The sequence below is a fragment of the Koromonas soli genome, assembly GCF_059726265.1.
On sequence record NZ_AP040872.1, the window covers coordinates 3721292 to 3741079 of the forward strand.

The following is a 19788-nucleotide window of genomic DNA, read 5'->3' on the forward strand; positions in this document are numbered from 1 at the left end:
GTGGGCGGGGGTTTAGACTGCCTTCTCGACCGGTGCCGCGGCCAACTCGCGCCTGAGCCACTCGACCCGGCGCCGCCATGCAACGGCCAGCACGCACCCAATGCTGATCAGCCCCGCACTGAGCCCAATCCAGATTCCGCGCACGCCCCAGCCTTGCCCGAAACACAGCCACCATCCCAGAGGCAGGCCAATAAGCCACCAGCCGACCAGATCGGTGATCATCGCTATGCGAGTGTTGCCCGATCCGCGCAGCGCACCGATGGCCGTCACCTGCACGCCATCGAAAAACTGAAACACTGCCGCAATCGCCAGCAGAGAAACGCCGACGCTCACGATCTGCGGGTCGTTTGTGAAGATGTGCACGATGGGCGAGGGAATTGTCCACAGTGTCAGGGCAGAGCAGGTCATGAAGCTTGCGCTCAGGGCTACTCCGGTCCATCCGCTGACGTTGGCCGCCTCGGCATCACGACGGCCGATGGCGTTGCCCACGCGAACGGAGGTCGCCTGCGCCACTCCGAGCGGCACCATGAAGGTGAGTGAGGCCATTACCAGCGCAATCTGGTGTCCTGAGACGGCGACCGCTCCCAGCCTGCCCGCCACGAGCGTGCTGGCAGAGAAGATCCCAACTTCCAGGGCAATCTGCGTTGCTGCCGGAGCACCCAGGCGCACGATGTTGCGGATGCGATCGAAGTACCACTGCCCGGCATACTGCAGCAGATGCCAGTGCTCGCGGCGGTTGCGCCAACTCATGTACGCCAGCAGCACGCAAAGCATGTAGTAGCGCGACAGCGTGGTGGAGATTCCCGAGCCAGTTGCGCCGAGCACAGGAAAACCGAGGTGCCCGTAGATGAGCACGTAGTTTCCCGCGAAGTTGATAAGGTTGGCCGACACCATGGCTAAGGCGACGACCTTCACCCGGTGCGTTCCCTGCAGGAACACACGCATGGCGACGAAGCCCATCAGTGCCGGGAGACCGCAAGCCATGGCATAGAGGAAGGGGACTGCCTGACGCACGATTTCCGGCGAGATGCCCATGGGCGGGAGCAGGCCACCGCTGGCGGCCACCATCAGCGCGCACACGAGTCCTAGAGGCAGCGCGAGTTGCGCCCCGGCCCACAACGTCCGGAAGCACTCCTCGATCCGTCCTGCTCCAAAATGTTGCGAGATGATGGAGTCGGTGCCGAGCAGCATGCCTTCGCACACAATGGCGAAGACCAGGAACACGGCCGAGCCCACGCTCACCGCCGCCAGAGCCGTCGGCCCCACGCGACCGATCATTGCGATATCCACGAACTGCATGGACATCCAGCCGACCTCGCCCATGACAATGGGCACGGCCAACCGCAGCAGTTGCGGCATCTCGCGGCGAATTTGGTGAAAGCGGATCATTGATGTTGCGAGCCAGGATGTTGCGAATGCTAGAGGATTAAGGATTCAGACACACAGCAAAAGGCCTCCGCGGCGGCGGAGGCCTACACTACTTCCGCCTCGCGCCATTGGTTCAAGCGCGAGCGGCGTGATGCTGCGATTAACCTTTGGTGACTTTGCCGCTGCGCAGGCATCCCGAGCACACGCGAACCTTCTTCGTGTTCGACGTGCCCGCGACCTTCGCCTTCACCGGATGCAGGTTAACGTTCCAGCGACGACGAGTCTTGTTGTTTGCGTGCGAAACGTTATTGCCGAACTGCGGACCTTTGCCGCAGACTGAACAAACCTGAGCCATGACTAACTCCAAAATGTTTGGAACCGCTTGGGCTTCGACCGCTGCACTGGGCCACTGAGACCGGAGCAACACTGGGTGTCACTCATAGTGCAACCCAAAGGAAAGAAACGCGCGGAACCTGAAATGAACAAAAGAGGCTGGACGCCAACCTTCAAATTCTACCCGAGCCTGTGGATTTCAGCAACCCGGGCAAAGCTCGAGTGGCCATTTAAGCCCTCTTTTGACTTGAGTGGGGTAGTTGAACTCCTTGCTGCCTCGCGTTTCGCTCGCTCCGCCATCGAGCCGCCGCATAGAACTCTCCGGCAATCCACAGCGCGCCAAAGATAACCTTGTTCCACCGCGCCAGCCACACGGGTAAATAAATGTCGAAGTTGTCTGCCCGCTCGGCTGTGTAGCGCGCGGCCACATCGGTCAGCGGACAGTGTCCGCCATTGACGGCCAGCACCAGGCACTCCAGCAACACCAGCGCGCTCAGGGCTGCCGCCCAGCCAAAGCGCCGACGCATGGCCGCAACCGGAATTCCGGCGATGCAGGCGACGAAAAACAGCCAGACCAGGGTGTGCAGCAGCTTGATCCAAACCAGCATCGGCCGGGCTCCGGGCGATCAAAGTCGAGAGACTCCACACTTGCGCCCATAGATTACACTAGCCCCTATGAGCCTAGTTCAGCCGGCATCGATCAAGGTCCACAAGACCAGCGGCACCACGATGGAAATCGTCTGGAAAGACGGACACCAGAGCACCTACACGTTCACCTATCTGCGCGATGCCTGCCCATGCGCGCTGTGCATTGAGGAGCGCGAGAAATCGCATCGCGAACCCGGCCAGCCCGCTCCTGCCGAATCGACCGGCCCACTGCAAATGTTCAAGCCGCAGCTTCGCCCCACCGAAGTCGCCCAGGCTGGCAACTACGCCATCCGTTTCAGTTGGAACGACGGCCACCAGCACGGCATCTATTCGTGGGATTACCTGCGCGAATGGTGCCCCTGCGATCAATGCAAAGCCTCGCGCCACTCAAGCGATGGGCTGCAGTACGACATCGAGAATCATCCGCCAAAGGTGCAGTAGGGCTCGCCAAATTCCGATTGTGGCGGTGACTTCGTGAGAGCTTGTAAAGCATCTCGCGCCAGATTCCACCTTTTCCAAACCTGATACTCTTTAACTAGACCCTTCCGGTCACATTTTTCATGGATTTTCTAGCTAAGCTCAATCCGCAGCAGCGTGAAGCGGTCGAAACCGTGCGTGGCCCGGTGCTTATTTTGGCCGGAGCCGGTTCGGGCAAAACTCGCGTTATTACCTATCGCATCGCCTACCTGGTCCAGCACGAAAACGTGCCTGCCGACCGCATTCTGGCCGTTACGTTTACTAATAAAGCCGCCGCCGAGATGGCTGAGCGCGTCAATAAGCTGATCGGGCAGCACTCGCTGGCCAAGCCGACCATCAGTACGTTTCACTCGTTCTGCGTGCGCATGTTGCGCCGCGATATTCAGGCGCTGCAGATCAACGGCAAGGGTTTCACGCGAGACTTTGTGATTTATGACGAAGGCGACCAGCAGCAGGTCGTGAAATCGGCGATCAAGCGGTTGGGCATCGACGACAAGAAGCTCACGCCGCGCGCCGTACTCGGCTTCATCTCGCATGCCAAGAACCACATGCAGGATCCGCAGGAGGTGTATCTCAACGCTGCCGATCCCAAGATGGAGCGCATTGCGCACATCTACAAGATTTACAAAGACGAGCTTGCAAAGGCCAATGCGCTCGACTTCGACGATCTGCTGCTCGAGAGCGTGCGGCTGCTCAAGGCCGACCAGGCCACGCGCGAGAAGTATCAGCGCCGCTATCAGTACATGCTGGTTGATGAGTATCAGGACACGAACCGTCCGCAGTACGAGATCATGGTGGCCCTAGCTGGTGGGCATCACAACATTTGCTGCGTAGGCGATGAGGATCAGTCGATCTACTCGTGGCGTGGGGCGGACATCAACAACATTCTCGATTTCGAGAAGAATTTTCCTGAAGCCAAGATCATTCGCCTCGAACAGAACTACCGCTCGACGCAGCCCATTCTGCAAGGGGCGTCGGCCGTCGTGGCTCACAACACGCAGCGCAAGGGCAAGAATCTGTGGACGGCGCGCGAAGGCGGCAGCAAGATCGGATTCTACGACGCGCCGGATGGCGAGAACGAGGCGCTGTTTGCCGCCGATTTCATCTCCAAGTGGCAGCGCGAGCGCGCCCGCGACGGCAACGAAAACAAGGCCGCGATTCTCTATCGCACCAACTCACAATCGCGACTGATGGAAGAGGCGCTGCGCCGCTACAACCTGAATTACAACGTTGTCGGAGGCTTCAGCTTCTACGAGCGAGCGGAGATCAAGGACATGATCTCCTATCTCAAGCTCATTCTGAACCCCGATGACTCCGTCGCGCTCATGCGGGTCATCAATACGCCGGTGCGAGGCATTGGACGCACTACGATGGAGACCGTCGAGCGAGTGGCGCTCGAAACCGGTTCATCGCTGTGGACCGCTCTCCAGCACGTCGTTGACAACCGACTGCTTCCCGCCCGTGCCTGCTCGGCGCTGGCTGGCTTCCGCGACCTTATTCGCGATGCGCGGGCAGTGGTCACGGGCGAGTTCATCGAGCGCATGGAGGAAACGGCCAAGGCTGAGCCCGCAAAAGCTGAGGTGACGGCTCCTGCCTTACCCGCGCGTGTTTCACCGGTTCGTGGGAAATCCGTCTCTCCGTTCGGCGCTCCGCCTCTGTCGCCCTTTGGTGCGCCAGCGATAGCTCCCTTCGGCGGACAGGCTCGCCCGCCGCAACCGCCCGAAGAAACAGAAATCGGTGCGCAGCATGGGTTCGACTTCGGCGATGGCGATGTTGCGCCTGAGGCGGGCGGTGAAGCTTCCGTGGATTCGGATGCCAGCTTCGATCCCAGCAGCTTTGGCGGTGAATCGGAAGGTGACGAAACAGCCTTCAATCCAGATGAATTCGCCTCGGATGCTACCGATTTCACGCCGGATGCTGCCGACGAGGCCGTGGCGGAAGCCTCAACGGATGCCGAAGAGGTGTCCGAGCCTAAGCAGAAAGTTTCAACCGCCGAGTTGCTCAAGTTCCTCATCGATCGCACGCGCTACATCCAGCTTCTTGAGGCCGAGGATTCTCCGGATGCGCAGGCACGCATTGAAAACATTCGCGAACTGGTGAACGCAGCCATGGATTCGCGTGACCGCGGCGAGACCATTGGAGACTTCCTCGACCATGCCGCTCTGGTCAGCGATGTGGATCAGTTCGACGAGGCACAGCAGATCACGCTGATGACCCTGCACGCCGCCAAGGGCCTTGAGTTCCCCTTGGTGTTCCTGGTTGGCATGGAAGAGGGGTTGTTCCCGCACTCGCGCACGTTGCTGTCGCCGACGGAGATCGAAGAAGAGCGACGTCTCTGTTACGTCGGCATGACCCGCGCAATGGACACGCTCATCCTGAGCCGCGCGCATTATCGACGCCGCTATGGGACCGACACACCCGAGCCTTCCACCTCGTCGCGTTTTCTCGAGGAGATTCCCATCGAGTTGCTTGAGGACGTAGGCTCACCGGGCAAGGTCAAGGGATCTACGCCGCGCTTCAACGAGTACGGAGCCACCTCCTACGCAGACTCGCATTACGATTACGAGAACGAGGATCAGTCGGCGGCGTGGGGTTCACGTTCACGCCAGAAGAGTGCTCCGCGTACGACATACGGCGGCAATACTTACAACTCGATCGACAACATCGCCGAGTTTTTTGCCTCACGCGGGAAGAAGTTCAGCCGCCCCGAGATGAATCTGGAAGCGCCTGCCGGAAGTCGTGGATTGCGCAAGGGAGACCGTGTGCGCCACCCTAAATATGGCGAGGGAGTGGTGTTTCATCGCGAAGGGGATGGGGATCAAGCGAAGATTACGGTACAATTTCATAGTTTCGGTATTAAAAAGCTAGTCGAGAAGTACGCCCAGCTCGTCAAAGCTTAAGGAAGCAACGAAGGCTGGTGCTCCGCAGTCAGTCAATGCGGGTCGATCGTAGCTTCAGAGATTTGAGCCGTTCACGGCACATCGCGCCAAACGCGCAGACTTATTCAGCAAAGGAAACGAGAATGCCTAACACCTCCGCACTGCCCAAGGAAGAACGCAAGGCCGCCAAGCGCACTGCGCGCAAGAAGGCTGCTCCCAAGGCCGAACGCACTTATGAACGCGGCTCCAAGAAGCAAAAAGTGAAGAAAGCCGCACGCGGTCAGTCCAAGCGCTAGTCACAACTTCAACGATTCCGAAGCCCCACTTCTGCCTCTCTGGCCAGAAGTGGGGCTTCTTGCATTGAGCCCATCGCATCTTCTTAACACGCTGTGCGGTCTTTGCTTGCTATGATTGCAAGCGGGAACATTCCCCATCACACCCGAAACGTAAGTAAGCCGGGAACGAGGAGCAATCCGCTGGCGAGTCAACTTTTTGCCCGCAAGTCGATCGACAGGCTCATCTCTGAGGCCGAAGAACCCGGCCATCGCCTGCAGAAAACTCTAGGCCCCTGGTCGCTCACCGCGCTCGGCATCGGAGCCATTATTGGCTCGGGCATCTTCGTCCTTACCGGCACGGCCGCCGCCGGGGAACATTTCGAAGCGCCGTCGATCTTCCATGCGCAGGTCATGGATATCTTCTGGAATTTTCTTACCCATGGAAACCTGCACGGCGCGCTCATGCACGGCCGTCCGCCAGCGGGCCCGGCTATCGCGATCTCGTTTGTGCTCGTGGCAATCGCCTGCTCCTTCGCCGGGCTCTGTTATGCAGAGCTGGCCTCGATGATTCCCATTGCCGGATCGGCCTACACGTACAGTTACGCGACGCTCGGCGAAATCTTCGCCTGGATCATCGGCTGGGATCTCATCCTCGAATACGCCGTCTCGAATGTCGCTGTCTGCGTCGGCTTTGCCGGATATTTAAAGGCGCAGCTCGCGCAGTTCGGATTGGTGCTGCCGGAAAAGTGGTCTTCGCCTGTATGGGCCTCGGGTAAGTGGACGGGAGCCTATTTCAACCTGCCCGCATTCATCGTTGTCATGATCTTGAGCTGGCTGCTGGTGCGCGGCGTACGCGAGTCGGCCAAAGTGAATAACGTGATGGTCGCCATCAAGATCGCTGCCATCGCGCTCTTCCTCGGCGTCGGCGGAATGCTGGTGCAAAAGTCGAACTGGGTGCCGTTTGCGCCCTCCGGGTTTAGCGGCGTGCTTACCGGCGGAGCCATCGTGTTCTTCACCTATATCGGATTCGATTCGGTTTCGACCGCCGCCGAAGAATCGAAGCACCCGCAAACCGACATACCCTTTGGCATCATCGCTTCTCTGGTGGTTTGCACTGTGCTTTATGTTGGCGTCGCTCTGGTGCTGCTGGGCATGATGAAGTACTCGGTGTTTGCCGACGGCCCCGCCGCGGAAGCTCCGGTGGCCTACGCGCTGCAACAACTCGGAGCGCGTCCTATCTGGCGTTCGGTCATCATCATCGGCGCGCTTATGGGAATGCTGAGCTCACTGCTGGTCTTCCAGTACGGGCAAACGCGTATCTGGTTCGCCATGTCGCGCGACCGCCTGCTGCCTGAGTTCTTCTCACGCGTGCACACGAAATTCAAGACGCCGCACTGGTCCACCTGGATCGCGGGACTCGCGGTTGGCCTTCCTTCGGGACTGGTCGATATCGGCGATGCCGCCGATCTTTCCAATATCGGAACACTGTTCGCCTTTGTTCTGGTCTCCCTCGGAGTGCTCGTTCTGCGACGTACTCAACCGAACCGCCCGCGCGGATTCAAAGTTCCCCTGGTGCCCATCTTCCCGCTCATATCTGTGGTGCTCTGCGGAGGTCTCATGGCTGGCCTGACGGTGATCACCTGGATTAGATTCTTCGTCTGGCTAGGCTTGGGGCTGATTATTTACTTCGGCTTCAGCCGCAGCCGCAGCGAGTTCGCAAACAATTCCCTATAGACAAGAAAAAGTCCCGGAACCCCGAGCGACGGCTGAGGTCCGGGACTTCGAACGTCCGCGCATCAAGGTGTGATCGTCGAGCCGTAGATGTTCTGGTCTAATCCACCTGTTGCGTCAAAGCAGGCAGTTAAGGTTGACGTGCAAGTTCCTCCCGTCTCCGGATCGCCGGCTACGTCCGCGCCGTCGTTGTCAGCCGAGGTGTCAGGAGCGGGGACCGTATTCCTTTGGTCGGTCCATGTTGCGCCCACTGTATCCCCTTGTGCGGCGACTGTGATGTAGTCGCCGAAGAAGGGCACCGTCCTGCCGCTGAACTGCTCATAGTTGGGATTGGTAGGAGTGTCCGTCACCTGGATGCTCGCCCCCCAAGTCTTGCCACCATCCAACGACTCTGCATAGCGTACGTTTACGCACGCGCTGGTTTGCCCGGTAGCGCTATTGCATGGTGGTCTGGTTGGAGCATAGGTTGAGTCACCGCGAGAGTCATCCCAGATGGCGTTCACGCGTCCGGCCGATGCGGCAAGAAATGGGAAGAACTGGTGTCCAGTGCCGCTCGCCGAAAGTAGTGCTGGACTGCTCCAGGTGCTCCCGCCATTTGTCGAATACACGTATTCGATCTCGCCTTGTCCCGAAGCCTGTGCCACTTGGAAGGCCATCACCACCGTTCCATGAACGTTGTCAGCGGCGAGGTAAGGCGGAGCCAAGTCGAAACGTGGGAAGGTGTACCCGGTCGGGCAATTGAATGGCGCATCGCCACACTCGCGCGCACCATTACCAGAGAACTGCTCTGAAACAAAAGGTGTATAGACGACCGGGATGGTTGGCTTGCTGAAAGTTTGCCCAAAGTCGGTCGAGACCGTGAAGGCCGCGCCGCTAATGGCTTTGGGCGCTTGCGCGAAAGATCCGCCCGTGGTCGCCTGCCATCCGATGTACACCGTACCGGACGGCCCGATCGCAATCGACGGTCCCTGGTTGCTGCAGATTCCGGCCGAGATCTTGCGTGGAGCACTGAACGTCGCCCCATGGTCCGTTGAGCGGCTGAAGAGAATCTGGTTGCAGCCGGAGCCGTGGAAGTCTGACCACGCGGTGTAGATGTAGCCCGTCGCGGGATCGACCGCCATGCTCGTCTTGTCATTGAACGAGCCAAGGCCAAAGGTGTTCGTGGCGATGATCACTGTACGCAGGTATTTTGCGCCGTCAGTGGCGGTACTCGCCGGATCAACCGGTGCGTAGGTCGCCACCCAGATCGAGCCAATGTTGTTGCGGGTTCTACCAGAGACGCCGTTCTCTGTTCCGCGGCTGAAATTATTGCCCATGACAAAGAGATTGCCTTGGCCGTCCCAACCCATCACCGGGTCTCCCGCCGCGGTAGATCCGCGCAGCACGAGGCTGTGCAGAGGAGAAGCCGCGGCCTCGGATGAGGTGTCGCCGTTGTAGCCCGGCACCAGGCTATCGGTCCAGGTCTTTCCAGTGTCAGTGCTGCGGTAAAAACCAACCCACGCGTCTCCCGAGACGGGCACAGTGCAGTAATCGTTTGCCCCGCTCGCCCAAACGGCGGCATTTCGCGGATCGATGGCCAGCGTAGGTTCATTCTGCGGCCTGCGATCCACTCCGCAGCGCTGCAGAACCGCGTCGGTGTACGATCCTCCCGCGAGCTGATTGGCGCTGACGTAGGTGCTGTTTTGATCGACCGTGACGCGAACGTTTGCGCCCGCGGTCGATGCTGCGAACGAGGCTGTTGCACCTGCGCAGATAAGTAGGCTGGCAGCCGCTATTCGCCAAAGTGATCGGGCGCTGGATGTGGCAGGACGTGATTCGTTCAATGTCGCCATGAATTTCCTCCTAGATGGGAACGACGGTTTGTCGTACCGTGCTGAGTTTCCCGATGACCCTTGTTTGCGCCCGTATTGATCTAGGGCACCGGAAGCGGGTTGTCTGGGGCTTAGCTGGAGGATGTTGATTCGCTGGACGGAACAATCTCAGAACGGCAGGGCTCAGGACGAAGATGAAAGGTCGGAAATTAGCGCTGAAAAAAAACGCCGTTTCAGACCTGGGTACGACTATCTTGAACCGTTGGGAGTGAAGTAGAGCGGAGGTTAGTAGTCCACCCGCTCTGTGGTCTTGCTCCACTCCTCGAAAGCTTTCTGGGCGTCGGTATGGTCGAGGTGGATGAGCTCTATTTCACGCTCCTCTCGCGGAAGCCTGAACTGCTCGTAAAGGAAGGCGTCGCCAAAGCCAGCAGCCGCAGCGCCATCTGCGTCTGCCGCGTAATACACCCGCGGAATATGCGCCCAGTAGGAGGCTGCAAGACACATGGGACAGGGCTCGCAGCTCGTGTAGATCACGCAATCGGGCAAATGAAATTGCTGCACCTGCTTGCAGGCGGCGCGCAGCGCGACGACTTCGGCGTGTGCCGTGGGATCGTAGCTTCGCGTTACGCTGTTGGCACCCTCGCCGATGATCTTTCCCTCGCGCACGACGACCGCGCCAAAAGGGCCGCCTCCGGCCTTCACGTTCTCGACCGCAAGTTCGATGGCGCGAGAAATGAAACGAGTGTGCTCTGGCGAGTTGACCGCGTCAGGAGTGATCTTCTGTTGAACCATGAACCCGCCTTTCACCGGTCAGGACCGGACTCTCCAGCATCCTGCAATTTGCTCTGGACTGGATTGTTGGGGGAGATTGACAACCGATTCTAGCATCTCTCTCGCGCGGGGCTGGTGATACAGCAACATCTCACGGCAGAACATTCAGGTCTCTGCGCGTTTTTGCATAGAATGGTTCAGTGAACAACGATTTTATTACGCGGCTACCCAAGGCCGAACTCCACCTTCATCTTGAGGGTTCCGTCGATCCCCGCACGCTCAGCCAGCTCAGCGAAAAGCATCACACGCCATTCCCGTGGGCCAACAATCGCTATAAGCCGCTGCCCGACTCGCATCGTACGCTGACCGAGTCTGAGTGCGCGGCACTGTACAACTATGAGGATTTCACTGGTTTTCTGATCGCATTCAAATCGGTGACCGAGCGTTTGCGCGATCCAGAGGACTTCGAACTCATCACCTATCGGCTGATCGAAAAGCTCGCTGCCCAAGGATGCCTGCACGCCGAAGTCTTCGTCAGTGTTGGGGTCATCTTCTGGCGCGGGCAGCCGTTCGATCCGCTCTTTGAAGGCATGGAGCGCGGACGCATTCGCGGTGAAAAGGATTTTGGCACCACCCTGTACTGGATTTTCGACGCCGTCCGTCACTTTGGTCCCGACGAGGGAGAGAAGGTTCTCGCCAGCGCCATCCAGCACCAGCAGCAAAATGTGATCGGCATTGGCATTGGAGGCGACGAGCGCATCGCGGGTCCCGAGTTGTTCGATCAGGTTTATGCTCGCGCCGCTCGTCACGGGCTCCGCCTCAGTGTGCATGCCGGGGAAACCGTCGGCCCCGCGTCCATCTACGGCGCGCTTGACGTGCTCAAGGCCGAGCGCCTCGGTCACGCACTCAACGCCTATCACGATCCGCAACTGGTGGAGCGGTTGGTTCGCGAGCAGGTGCCGCTCGAGCTCTGTGTGACTTCGAACCTGCGCACCAGTTGCTGCACGGACCTCAATTCGCATCCCCTGCGTCGCTATTTCGACGCCGGAGCCCTTGTCACTCTGAATACCGATGACCCGGAGATGTTCCAAACGACACTTGTCGGCGAGTACCAGTTGGCGCAAGATGCTTTTGGATTCACCAACGAGGAATTGCGTCAGCTTGCCGCCAACTCGTTTCGCGCCTCATGGCTTCCTGAGGAACGTAAGCGCGAGCTGCTGAAACTGCTGTGACGGATCGCCGTCAAGGACACGAACTTACGATGCCTCACCCGCTCCACATTGGAATCGTCGCCTGCTCGGCCGAAGGTGCCGCGCTCTGCTACCGTACGATCTGCGCCGAGGCTCCGGCCATCCTCGGACCCCACATGCATCCCGAAATCTCGATGCACACGCATTGCCTCGGCGAATACATGCAGGCCATCGAGCGCGACGACTGGGACGCCGTCGCCGAACTCATGTTGTCCTCAGCGCGCAAGCTTCAGCAGTGCGGAGCCGATTTCCTGCTCTCGCCCGACAACACGATTCATCGCTGCTTCGAGCAGGTGGCTTCGGCATCGCCTCTGCCTTGGCTGCATATTGCGGAAGAGGTCGCCAACTCCGCCCAGGAACACGGATTCCAGCGCCTCGCCATCACCGGCACGAAGTACACCATGGAAGGCCCCGTCTATCCCGAGGTCCTTTCGCGACGCGGCATCGAATACCGCGTTCCCTCGCCGCTCGACCGCGGACGCATCGACCACATCATCTTCAGCGAACTGGTGAATGGCATTTTTCGCTCCGACTCGCTCGGAGTGCTGAGTACGATTGTGAGCCGCATGAAGGCCGAGGGCTGCGATGCCGTCGTCCTCGGATGCACGGAGCTCCCCTTGCTCATCGGCAATGAAACGTCGCCACTTCCTGTGCTCGACTCCACGCGGCTGCTTGCCCGCGCAGCGCTTGCCCGTGCCACACGCGACGTGGCTCAGGCCGCGACAAAATAAGAAAGGCTCCCGGGATGGGAGCCCTTGCCCTGCGGAGCTTGTAATTCGCTACATGGCGCTCGCTGCCGCCGCCAAGAGCTTCACGAAAACGAATAATCCAAAGATCGCGCCGAATGCCGTGCCCCTCTTCACCTTGCTCAGTTGCGAAATGCCAATGGCCATCAGGAACATGGACCAGATGCTGAAGACGTCGAAAGCCCCCAGCAGAGTCCTCCAGAAGGGCATGGTGCTTGGGATGAAGTATCCGATGCTGGTGGCCGTCGGGAACTTCACGTCAAAAGCCTCCGGATCGACAACGCATACGACGATCGTTGCCAGAACCGTGCTTAGGATTGCAGGCAAGAACCCATAGGTCGCCACCGCCATCGTTTGCCGGAAATTCAGCTTCGTGCCAAAACCGAAATTGAACAAACCCAGCAGCACGCCCGCCACGATCACCAGTAGAAGCAGATTCGTGACCGGTGCCCCGTAAGCAACGAACCGTGCGCCTGTTTCCTGCTGCTGCATGATCTTTTCGCGCTGATCTGCTGGAATCTTCTCCATCCGCTCGGCGGCCTTCGGATTTGCCTGGATCTGCGATTCGATCACCTGTCCCCAGCCGATCTTCTTGTCGATTGCGAACACAAACGAAATTGAGAAGATCGAGACCAGCAGCCATGGAATCCACCAGCTTGTGTTGTTGCGCAGGTCGGCCATCGTTTTCGAGGGCGCGGTGAAAGTGTACAGCAGGCGTTGGCCTTGGCCGAGCGCAGGTGCGGACTCCACTGACACTGCAGAGGTGCTCATAAGGTCTCCACAAAATAGCGAAATGATGTTCGTGAGATTGTAGCCAATTTTGTCCGGCGAGGAGTCGAATTGTTCTCTGTTTCCGCTCTCACCCTTACGACGAGTGGTCATGGATAATACGCCAGCCATCGTCGAAATGCCTGACGAGTAGCGTAAATAGGCCGCTTCGCGTCTTTCCGTTCTTCATCGTTAGCACCCATCCGCCGCGCACAAAGGCAGTCTCCGGGCCGAGCATTTCCACCTGCACATCGGTAAACTGCAGGGTGCCCATCTCCTTCCCCGTGCCTGTGTAGGCTGCGCGATAGCGTGCATAAGCGGCGTCCCAACCGGCGGCACGCTTCGCACCGGCGAAAAAGGTCAGCTCTGGCGAATGCCAGTAGCCATCCATGTAACCCTTCAGATCGCCGCGATTCCAGGCCGCGACTTGCGCGTCGAGTTCGGCGCGGATTGCTTTCTCCGCCGCTGCTATGCCCGCTTGTGCTGCCAATGTGCCGCATAAAACGAGAATCGCGAAGGTGGTCCAGAGTTGTCTTTGCATGATTCACCTCTGTCCTGCTGCTCTCAAATTTTTGCCTGAATTCAGGGCCAATTTACCGGAAAAGTTGAATGAGAGTAGATCACCGAGTAGTCTCCTCCAATAACACTTACCACTCAGGGGAAGCACTTATGTTTCATTCGGAGGACTCATGAACCTTAAGCTCTTTCAGCGCACGCTCGACGAACGTATTGCGCGGCACGATCTTCTGAAGCACCCCTTTTATCAGGCGTGGAGCAACGGCCATCTTAGTCTCGATCATTTACGCGCATACGCTGACGAATATTTTCATCATGTCGCTGCCTTTCCCACTTTTCTGAGCGCGCTCCACTCCCGCCTGGCGGATGGGCCGTTGCGTCGGGCCGTCCTGCGCAACCTGGCAGAAGAGGAAATTGAAGGACGCGCTCACAGCGACATGTGGTTGGACTTTGCCGAAGGGATTGGGCTATCTCCTGATCGGGTGCGAACCGGCGAGCCAAGCCCGCCGGTCCGTAACCTGATCGAGCGGTTTTACCGCAGCGCCTGCAAGGATTCTCCCGCCGAAGTGCTTGCTACCTTTTACGCCTATGAGTCGCAGATTCCCCGCATCAGTGGGGAGCGTGCCCGAGGGCTGTTGCGGCATTATCGTGCCGACGCTCGCACCTGCGGATACTTTGCGCTCCACACCTATGCCGACGTTCGCCACTCGGAGATCTGGCGCGAGGAACTGATCAGGGTGATTGCACGCAACTGCAATCTCGCCGTTCCTGCCCTCGACGCAGCCGAACGCGCGGCCTACTGGTTGTGGCAGGCTTTGGATGCCAGTAACGCGCACAATCTTCAGTACCGCTACGCTCCCGCCATGTAGTGGAAGGCTCTCCAGGAAAGGCGGCTCATTGGGCCGCCTGTTAAAACCCTACTGTCTCTTCCCCGATTCGGACGCCTTCACAGATCCTGAATACTTTCGCTTGCTGTTCGGCCCGCAGTTCGATAGAGTGTCCGCCCTATGGTGAAAACGGTTCCAGTTGGCGCTAAAGGTACGGCAGAGGAGCGGGTGCAGTACGAACACACTCTGACGGCGCACAGTCATCAACTTCCGCCTCTTTACTCCACGCCGGACATGATCCGTTTGATGGAGACAGCGGGCTCCAATGCGTTGCATCCTTACCTCGAGCCGGGTGAAATCTCGGTAGGCACTGCCATTTCTGTGGAGCATCGCGCTCCGGCGGGCATGAACACTGTCGTGCGCGCCACCGCCGAAGTTGAGGCGATCGAGGGGCGTTTCTACAAAATCCGTGTTTCAGCGCACGAAGGGAAGCGTGAAATCGGCACGGGTGTCATTACTCGCGCCATCGTCCGCGTTGACGATTTCCTCAAGAAGCACGACATCCCCAAGCCGTAATTCTCGCGTTTTGTCCTGCTCTCAAAATAATGCTTCGAGTCGACGCCCCCATCTCCGCAATCCGCAGATGGGGGCATCGTTTGATAACGTGTGCGTCCGATGACGAGTTTCAAGTCGTGACGGAGCTTGAGCTTCCGCTGCCTCTTTCCGGTCAGGGCATAATCGGGTATTCAGGATCCCTACCCTCGCACAGCACGTCGCCCAACCGAGTCAGACTAAAGAGTTCTTTAAGCCGACTGTTGAGGTTTACGACACGAAGTTTGCAGTGTTCACGTCGAGCCGAAACGTACAGCCGAACTATTGCGCCGAGTCCCGAACTGTCCATATATTGAACGTCGGTAAGATCGAGAACGACGTTGTCCCGTCCCGTCAGTAGCGGACGCACTGTTTCGGTTAGCTCTTCCGATGTGCTTGAGTTGATTCTGCCGCTACAGAGAACCGTGGCTTCCGTGTCGTTCTTCTGGGTTATGACGTTCAATCCGGAGTTGGGAAGGGGATTCGCAGCCATGTGACCCTCCGTCCCCGCGCAGAGATGCAGTTTGGATACACTCCGCCGGGGTTTCGTCTGATTCAACTAGCCCGTCCCCTGTTGTCCAATTCCATCGTGCTACCGCGTCGAATAGAGCGCTATCGTTTCTCGGCGCCGCCTACTGACTTCGCCTCTCCCAGCAACAAATGCCGGAGCTCTGTGACCGTGATCTCGGGCTCGCCCGTGAGCATTACCGGATCCGGCGCCGAGTGAAATACATAGCTCTGCAATCCGGCTTTCTTCGCAGCGTCGGTGTTTACCTTCTTATCGTCGAGGAACAATGCTTCTTCAGGCTCGCACCCCAGTCGCTCGCAGCAAAGGCGGTAAATCTCAGGCGCGGGCTTCATGATCCCGAGTTCGCAGGAATAAATTTGGACGTCGAACTCGTCGAGCCAAGCGAATTTTCGCCGCATGGCTTCGAGCATCTTGAATTCCATGTTGCTCAGAATGGCGATCTTGTATCCCGCAGCCTTCAGGTCACGGGCAAACTGTACGGTCTCGGGACATTCCTTAGTCCATTGCTCGTTGTCCACGGCCATCAGCCGCACGGCTTCCTCGTCGCTGATTTCAATGCCGCAGTCGCTTCCGACTTTCTTCCAGTACCCTGCATTGTCCAGAGTACCCAGATCGATTGCTTCGCGATGGTGCCAGTAGATCTTCTGGAAGCTCTGCAAGTCCTTGCCAAATCGCGCACTCATCCGCTTCCAGTCTTCCAGAGTAGGCGGCAGCGACAACACTTTTCCGTAATCAAAAATGATGGCCTTCAACGTATGCATAACTGAAATCCTACACTCGCAACTTACCCAAGCGGTGGCGATTTGAGCTCGTGACACCGACGAAACCTTTGAAACCTTGAAACCTCGTCTTTTACAATCAACTCTCCATGTCATTTTCGTTTCAGGTTGAAGCCACTTGTGGCGCCGCGCGCGCTGGCCGTTTCATCACCCCGCACGGAGAGGTTCGCACTCCCGTCTTTATGCCCGTCGGCACCGTCGCTTCTGTCAAGGGTGTTCCGCAGGATCTGCTGGAAGAACTCGGCGTTCAGATCCTGCTCAACAACACCTACCACCTCTATCTCCGTCCCGGAGTCGAGACCGTGCGCCAGCTCGGCGGGGTGCAGAAGTTCATGGCATGGCACAAACCCATCCTCACCGACTCCGGCGGGTTCCAAGTATTCAGCTTGAGCGAGTTGCGCAAGCTCACCGAAGACGGTGTCCAGTTCCGCTCGCATCTGGATGGCTCGTTGCACTTCTTCTCGCCTGAAACCTCGATTGCCACCGAGATTGGCCTTGGCGCCAACATCATCATGGCCTTCGATGAATGCACCGAGTTTCCGGCCACCTACGAGCGGGCTCGCAAGTCGATGGAGATGACAGCGCGCTGGGCGCTGCGCAGCAAGCAGTATTTCGAGGCCCACAAGCATGAGGTGCCGTGGTTTGAGGAGAAGACGCGCCAATTCGGCTCCGAGCAAACTCAGGCTCTCTTCGGCATTGTGCAGGGAGGCATGTACGCCGACCTTCGCCGCGAATCCGCAGAGCGCACATTGGAGATTGGCTTCCCCGGATACGCCATCGGAGGACTTGCCGTGGGAGAGCCTCGCGACAAGACTTGGGAGATGATGGATGCGACCATTCCTCTGCTGCCCGCCGACAAGCCGCGCTATGTGATGGGAGTCGGCACGCCCGAGGAGATTGTTGAATACGTACGCCTTGGCGTGGACATGATGGATTGCGTCATGCCCACCCGCGCCGCCCGCCACGGACTGCTCTTCACCAGTGAGGGCAAGCTCAACATCAAGAACGCGCGCTTTGCCCGCGACGAAGGCCCTATCGACCCGCGGTGCCCGTGCAAGGTATGTGCAAGGTATTCACGAGCTTATCTTCGCCACCTGTATTCCTCTCAGGAGGTGCTGGCACAAGTGCTTAACACCGTGCATAATCTGGCGCATTACCTTGACATCATGCGGCGCGTCCGAGAGACTATCATTTCAGGGGAATTTGCAAACGCTCGTTCCGCCGTCTAGGGACCGGGCAAAGTTGTGGGCGTTCGCTAAGTTTTTACCTTTTCGCGGCCGTCATCCCCAATTTCTGCGTGCTGGAACTTGGAATTCGCGTTAATCTGAACTCCCAGATACCAGAAGAACTTTGGCACCACCGGTGAGTCACTCCTGTGCTCAGAGTGTGTCTCTCGTGCGCAGGCTCGCCGCGATGTTCCAGGTAGTTATATATTCTGCGCCGCGATATGCCAGCGGGCACCGGCAAGCGGCGGGAGCCCTAAAGAATGATTGCTCATTTCGCATCCCTCGTCCTGTTCCAGCAGTCTGGTGGAGGGATGACTGGTCTTCTGATGATGGTGGCGATCTTCGCCATCTTCTACTTCCTCCTCATCATGCCGCAGCAAAAACGGCAGAAGAAGTGGCAGGACATGCTGGCCAACCTTAAGTCCGGCGACCGTGTCACCACCACCGGAGGCATCATCGGTATCATTCTTTCCATCAGGCAAGCTGAGGGAACTGACGCGGGGAGCATTGTCCTGCGCGTACCCCCGGATAACCTGAAAATTGAAGTTGCTCGCAATGCCATCGCATCGGTCACCATCGACGATGGCGCAAAGAAATCTTAGGCGGTCGCGGTTTCCATGAAGAAGAACCTGCTTTGGAAAGTCGTACTCATCCTCGCTACTCTGATCGTGTTCGTCTGGGGAATTTTCCTCGGTACTGATCCTCAGAAGAGCCTTGAAGCCATCAAGACCCGCGGTCTTGTCGCTGGCATTCAGGAAAACATCCACCTCGGTCTCGATCTTCGCGGCGGCACCCACCTCATCCTTCAGGTGCAGGTCAATGATGCCGTCAACGCTGAAACCGATCAGACTGTCGAGCGTCTAAAGGATGCGCTGAAGAAGAAAAACATCAACTACGGCGACATCGTTAAGACCGATCCTGTGGCTGCTCCGCAGCGCATCAGCGTTCGTGGCGTCGATATCGGTGCCGCCGGCGACCTGCGCTCGCTCATCAATGAGCAGTTTGGTGAATACGATCTTGCCTCCGGCGCCGAGAACTCCTGGGCCGTGGCTCTCAAGCCGCAGGTTCTGGATTCCATCAAGAAGCGCGCCGTCGAGCAGGCGATCGAAACCATCCGCAACCGAATTGACCAGCTTGGTGTCTCCGAGCCGATCATTCAGGAGCACGGCCTCGGCGAATACCAGATTCTCGTGCAGCTTCCCGGCGTGGACGACCCTGCCCGCGTGAAGGAAGTCATGCAGTCCACCGCCATGCTTGAGATCCGTCAGGGTCTCGACAATGGCAAGGCCTACGGCAGCGAGCAGGAAGCTCTCGCCGCACATGGTGGCATTCTTCCTTCCGACGCGGTCATCATGAAGGGGCGCAGCATCGGTAGCAAGGGTGGCAATGAGAATGGCGAAGTCTTCTATCTGATCAGCCGTGTCTCAGCCGTCAGCGGTCGCGACCTGCGTTCGGCCGAGTCCGGACGTGAAGAGAGTGGTCGCCCGGATGTGATCTTCAATCTCACGCGCGACGGTGGCGAGCGTTTCTACAACTTCACCTCCTCACACATTGGCGAGCCTCTGGCCATTGTGCTGGACGGCAAGGTGCAGGAAATCGCGAACATCAAGGAAGCTATCCGCGACCAGGGCCGCATCTCCGGATCGTTCTCCGAGCAGCAGACGAAAGATCTTGCGATGATCCTTCGCTCGGGTGCTCTTCCGGCCTCGATCAAGTACCTCGAAGAGCGCACCGTAGGCCCGTCGCTCGGAGCTGACTCGATCCATCAAGGAATTCGTGCCGCGCTGATTGGCATGCTGGCCGTCATGGTCTTCATGCTGGTCTATTACCGTTTCGCCGGAATCAACGCAGACCTCGCGCTCGTCCTGAACCTCGTGATTCTGCTTGGATTCCTCGGCTTCTCGGGAGCCACGCTGACTCTGCCCGGCATCGCCGGTCTGATCCTCACCGTCGGTATGGGCGTCGATTCCAACGTGCTGATCTTTGAGCGTATTCGTGAAGAGCTGCGCGCCGGTAAAACTCCGCCTTCGGCTGTTGAGCAGGGATTTGGACACGCCTGGGTGACCATTGTCGATACGCACGTCACCACGATTGTTTCGGCGGCCATCCTGTTCCTGTTCGGAACCGGACCGGTCAAGGGTTTCGCCGTCACGCTGACCTTCGGTCTGCTGGCCAACCTGTTCACCGCCGTCTTCGTATCGCGCACCATCTTCGACAGCATCCTCAACCGCCACAAGGTTGGCGAGGCTCTCTCGATCTAGTT

General features: G+C 58.5%; 20 protein-coding genes. 11 read left to right on the top strand and 9 right to left on the bottom strand.

What is annotated here, in order from left to right; all coding sequences use genetic code 11:
* Positions 1-12: 12 nt before the first annotated feature.
* The 3 genes from AC6IY8_RS16180 to AC6IY8_RS16190 all read right to left on the bottom strand — a co-directional run bounded on the left by AC6IY8_RS16180 (position 13) and on the right by AC6IY8_RS16190 (position 2309).
* Positions 13-1389, bottom strand: a complete 1377-nt coding sequence (locus AC6IY8_RS16180; protein ID WP_497775599.1) for an MATE family efflux transporter — start codon at positions 1387-1389, stop codon at positions 13-15.
* Positions 1390-1528: 139 nt separating this feature from the next.
* Positions 1529-1723, bottom strand: coding sequence for a 50S ribosomal protein L28 (gene rpmB / locus AC6IY8_RS16185; RefSeq protein WP_497775600.1), 195 nt, complete (start codon positions 1721-1723; stop codon positions 1529-1531).
* A gap of 208 nt (positions 1724-1931) precedes the next feature.
* The gene (locus AC6IY8_RS16190; protein ID WP_497775601.1) at positions 1932-2309 is read right to left on the bottom strand and encodes a hypothetical protein; all 378 of its coding nucleotides are present in this window, start codon (positions 2307-2309) and stop codon (positions 1932-1934) included.
* 67 nt (positions 2310-2376) lie between these two features.
* Here AC6IY8_RS16190 and AC6IY8_RS16195 point away from each other — a divergent pair, with 67 nt between their 5' ends.
* The 4 genes from AC6IY8_RS16195 (at position 2377) to AC6IY8_RS16210 (ending at position 7714) form a co-directional block, all read left to right on the top strand.
* Positions 2377-2790: a gamma-butyrobetaine hydroxylase family protein gene (locus AC6IY8_RS16195; RefSeq protein WP_497775602.1), complete on the top strand. Its 414-nt coding sequence runs from the start codon at positions 2377-2379 to the stop codon at positions 2788-2790.
* Positions 2791-2909: 119 nt separating this feature from the next.
* Positions 2910-5726 carry an ATP-dependent helicase gene (locus AC6IY8_RS16200; protein ID WP_497775604.1) on the top strand — a complete coding sequence of 939 codons (2817 nt, stop codon included), beginning with the start codon at positions 2910-2912 and terminating at the stop codon, positions 5724-5726.
* A gap of 122 nt (positions 5727-5848) precedes the next feature.
* Complete coding sequence (locus AC6IY8_RS16205; protein WP_497775605.1) at positions 5849-6001, top strand: hypothetical protein; 153 nt, start codon at positions 5849-5851, stop codon at positions 5999-6001.
* Positions 6002-6112: 111 nt separating this feature from the next.
* A complete protein-coding gene (locus AC6IY8_RS16210; protein WP_497775607.1) occupies positions 6113-7714 on the top strand; it encodes an amino acid permease in 1602 nt (533 codons plus the stop codon).
* A 62-nt stretch (positions 7715-7776) separates the two neighbouring features.
* Here AC6IY8_RS16210 and AC6IY8_RS16215 read toward each other — a convergent pair whose 3' ends face one another.
* Entirely contained in the window at positions 7777-9543 is a 1767-nt protein-coding gene (locus AC6IY8_RS16215; protein ID WP_497775609.1) for a sialidase family protein, read from the bottom strand.
* A 264-nt stretch (positions 9544-9807) separates the two neighbouring features.
* On the bottom strand, positions 9808-10314 hold the full coding sequence (locus AC6IY8_RS16220; RefSeq protein WP_497775610.1) for a nucleoside deaminase: 507 nt from the start codon (positions 10312-10314) through the stop codon (positions 9808-9810).
* A gap of 179 nt (positions 10315-10493) precedes the next feature.
* Between AC6IY8_RS16220 and add the strand changes: the two genes are divergently transcribed.
* The gene (gene add / locus AC6IY8_RS16225) at positions 10494-11525 is read left to right on the top strand and encodes an adenosine deaminase (RefSeq protein ID WP_497775611.1); all 1032 of its coding nucleotides are present in this window, start codon (positions 10494-10496) and stop codon (positions 11523-11525) included.
* Between the two features lie 29 nt (positions 11526-11554).
* Entirely contained in the window at positions 11555-12274 is a 720-nt protein-coding gene (locus AC6IY8_RS16230) for an aspartate/glutamate racemase family protein (RefSeq protein WP_497775612.1), read from the top strand.
* A gap of 48 nt (positions 12275-12322) precedes the next feature.
* Here AC6IY8_RS16230 and AC6IY8_RS16235 read toward each other — a convergent pair whose 3' ends face one another.
* Both AC6IY8_RS16235 and AC6IY8_RS16240 read right to left on the bottom strand, forming a co-directional pair.
* Positions 12323-13060: a YIP1 family protein gene (locus AC6IY8_RS16235; protein WP_497775613.1), complete on the bottom strand. Its 738-nt coding sequence runs from the start codon at positions 13058-13060 to the stop codon at positions 12323-12325.
* Between the two features lie 94 nt (positions 13061-13154).
* Positions 13155-13598 (bottom strand): YybH family protein, encoded by a 444-nt coding sequence (locus tag AC6IY8_RS16240; protein ID WP_497775614.1) that lies wholly within the window; start codon positions 13596-13598, stop codon positions 13155-13157.
* A 148-nt stretch (positions 13599-13746) separates the two neighbouring features.
* Between AC6IY8_RS16240 and AC6IY8_RS16245 the strand changes: the two genes are divergently transcribed.
* Both AC6IY8_RS16245 and AC6IY8_RS16250 read left to right on the top strand, forming a co-directional pair.
* Positions 13747-14442, top strand: a complete 696-nt coding sequence (locus tag AC6IY8_RS16245) for an iron-containing redox enzyme family protein (RefSeq protein ID WP_497775615.1) — start codon at positions 13747-13749, stop codon at positions 14440-14442.
* Positions 14443-14580: 138 nt separating this feature from the next.
* Complete coding sequence (locus tag AC6IY8_RS16250; RefSeq protein WP_497775616.1) at positions 14581-14976, top strand: thioesterase family protein; 396 nt, start codon at positions 14581-14583, stop codon at positions 14974-14976.
* A 151-nt stretch (positions 14977-15127) separates the two neighbouring features.
* Here the strand turns inward: AC6IY8_RS16250 and AC6IY8_RS16255 are convergent, their stop codons facing one another.
* Together AC6IY8_RS16255 and AC6IY8_RS16260 are read right to left on the bottom strand one after the other, a co-directional pair.
* Positions 15128-15484, bottom strand: a complete 357-nt coding sequence (locus AC6IY8_RS16255) for an STAS domain-containing protein (protein ID WP_497775618.1) — start codon at positions 15482-15484, stop codon at positions 15128-15130.
* A 119-nt stretch (positions 15485-15603) separates the two neighbouring features.
* A complete protein-coding gene (locus tag AC6IY8_RS16260) occupies positions 15604-16281 on the bottom strand; it encodes an HAD family hydrolase (RefSeq protein ID WP_497775619.1) in 678 nt (225 codons plus the stop codon).
* 107 nt (positions 16282-16388) lie between these two features.
* Between AC6IY8_RS16260 and tgt the strand changes: the two genes are divergently transcribed.
* The 3 genes from tgt to secD all read left to right on the top strand — a co-directional run bounded on the left by tgt (position 16389) and on the right by secD (position 19786).
* A complete protein-coding gene (gene tgt, locus AC6IY8_RS16265; RefSeq protein WP_497775621.1) occupies positions 16389-17528 on the top strand; it encodes a tRNA guanosine(34) transglycosylase Tgt in 1140 nt (379 codons plus the stop codon).
* Positions 17529-17785: 257 nt separating this feature from the next.
* On the top strand, positions 17786-18127 hold the full coding sequence (yajC, locus tag AC6IY8_RS16270; RefSeq protein ID WP_497775623.1) for a preprotein translocase subunit YajC: 342 nt from the start codon (positions 17786-17788) through the stop codon (positions 18125-18127).
* A gap of 15 nt (positions 18128-18142) precedes the next feature.
* Entirely contained in the window at positions 18143-19786 is a 1644-nt protein-coding gene (gene secD / locus AC6IY8_RS16275) for a protein translocase subunit SecD (protein ID WP_497775626.1), read from the top strand.
* Positions 19787-19788 lie beyond the last annotated feature (2 nt).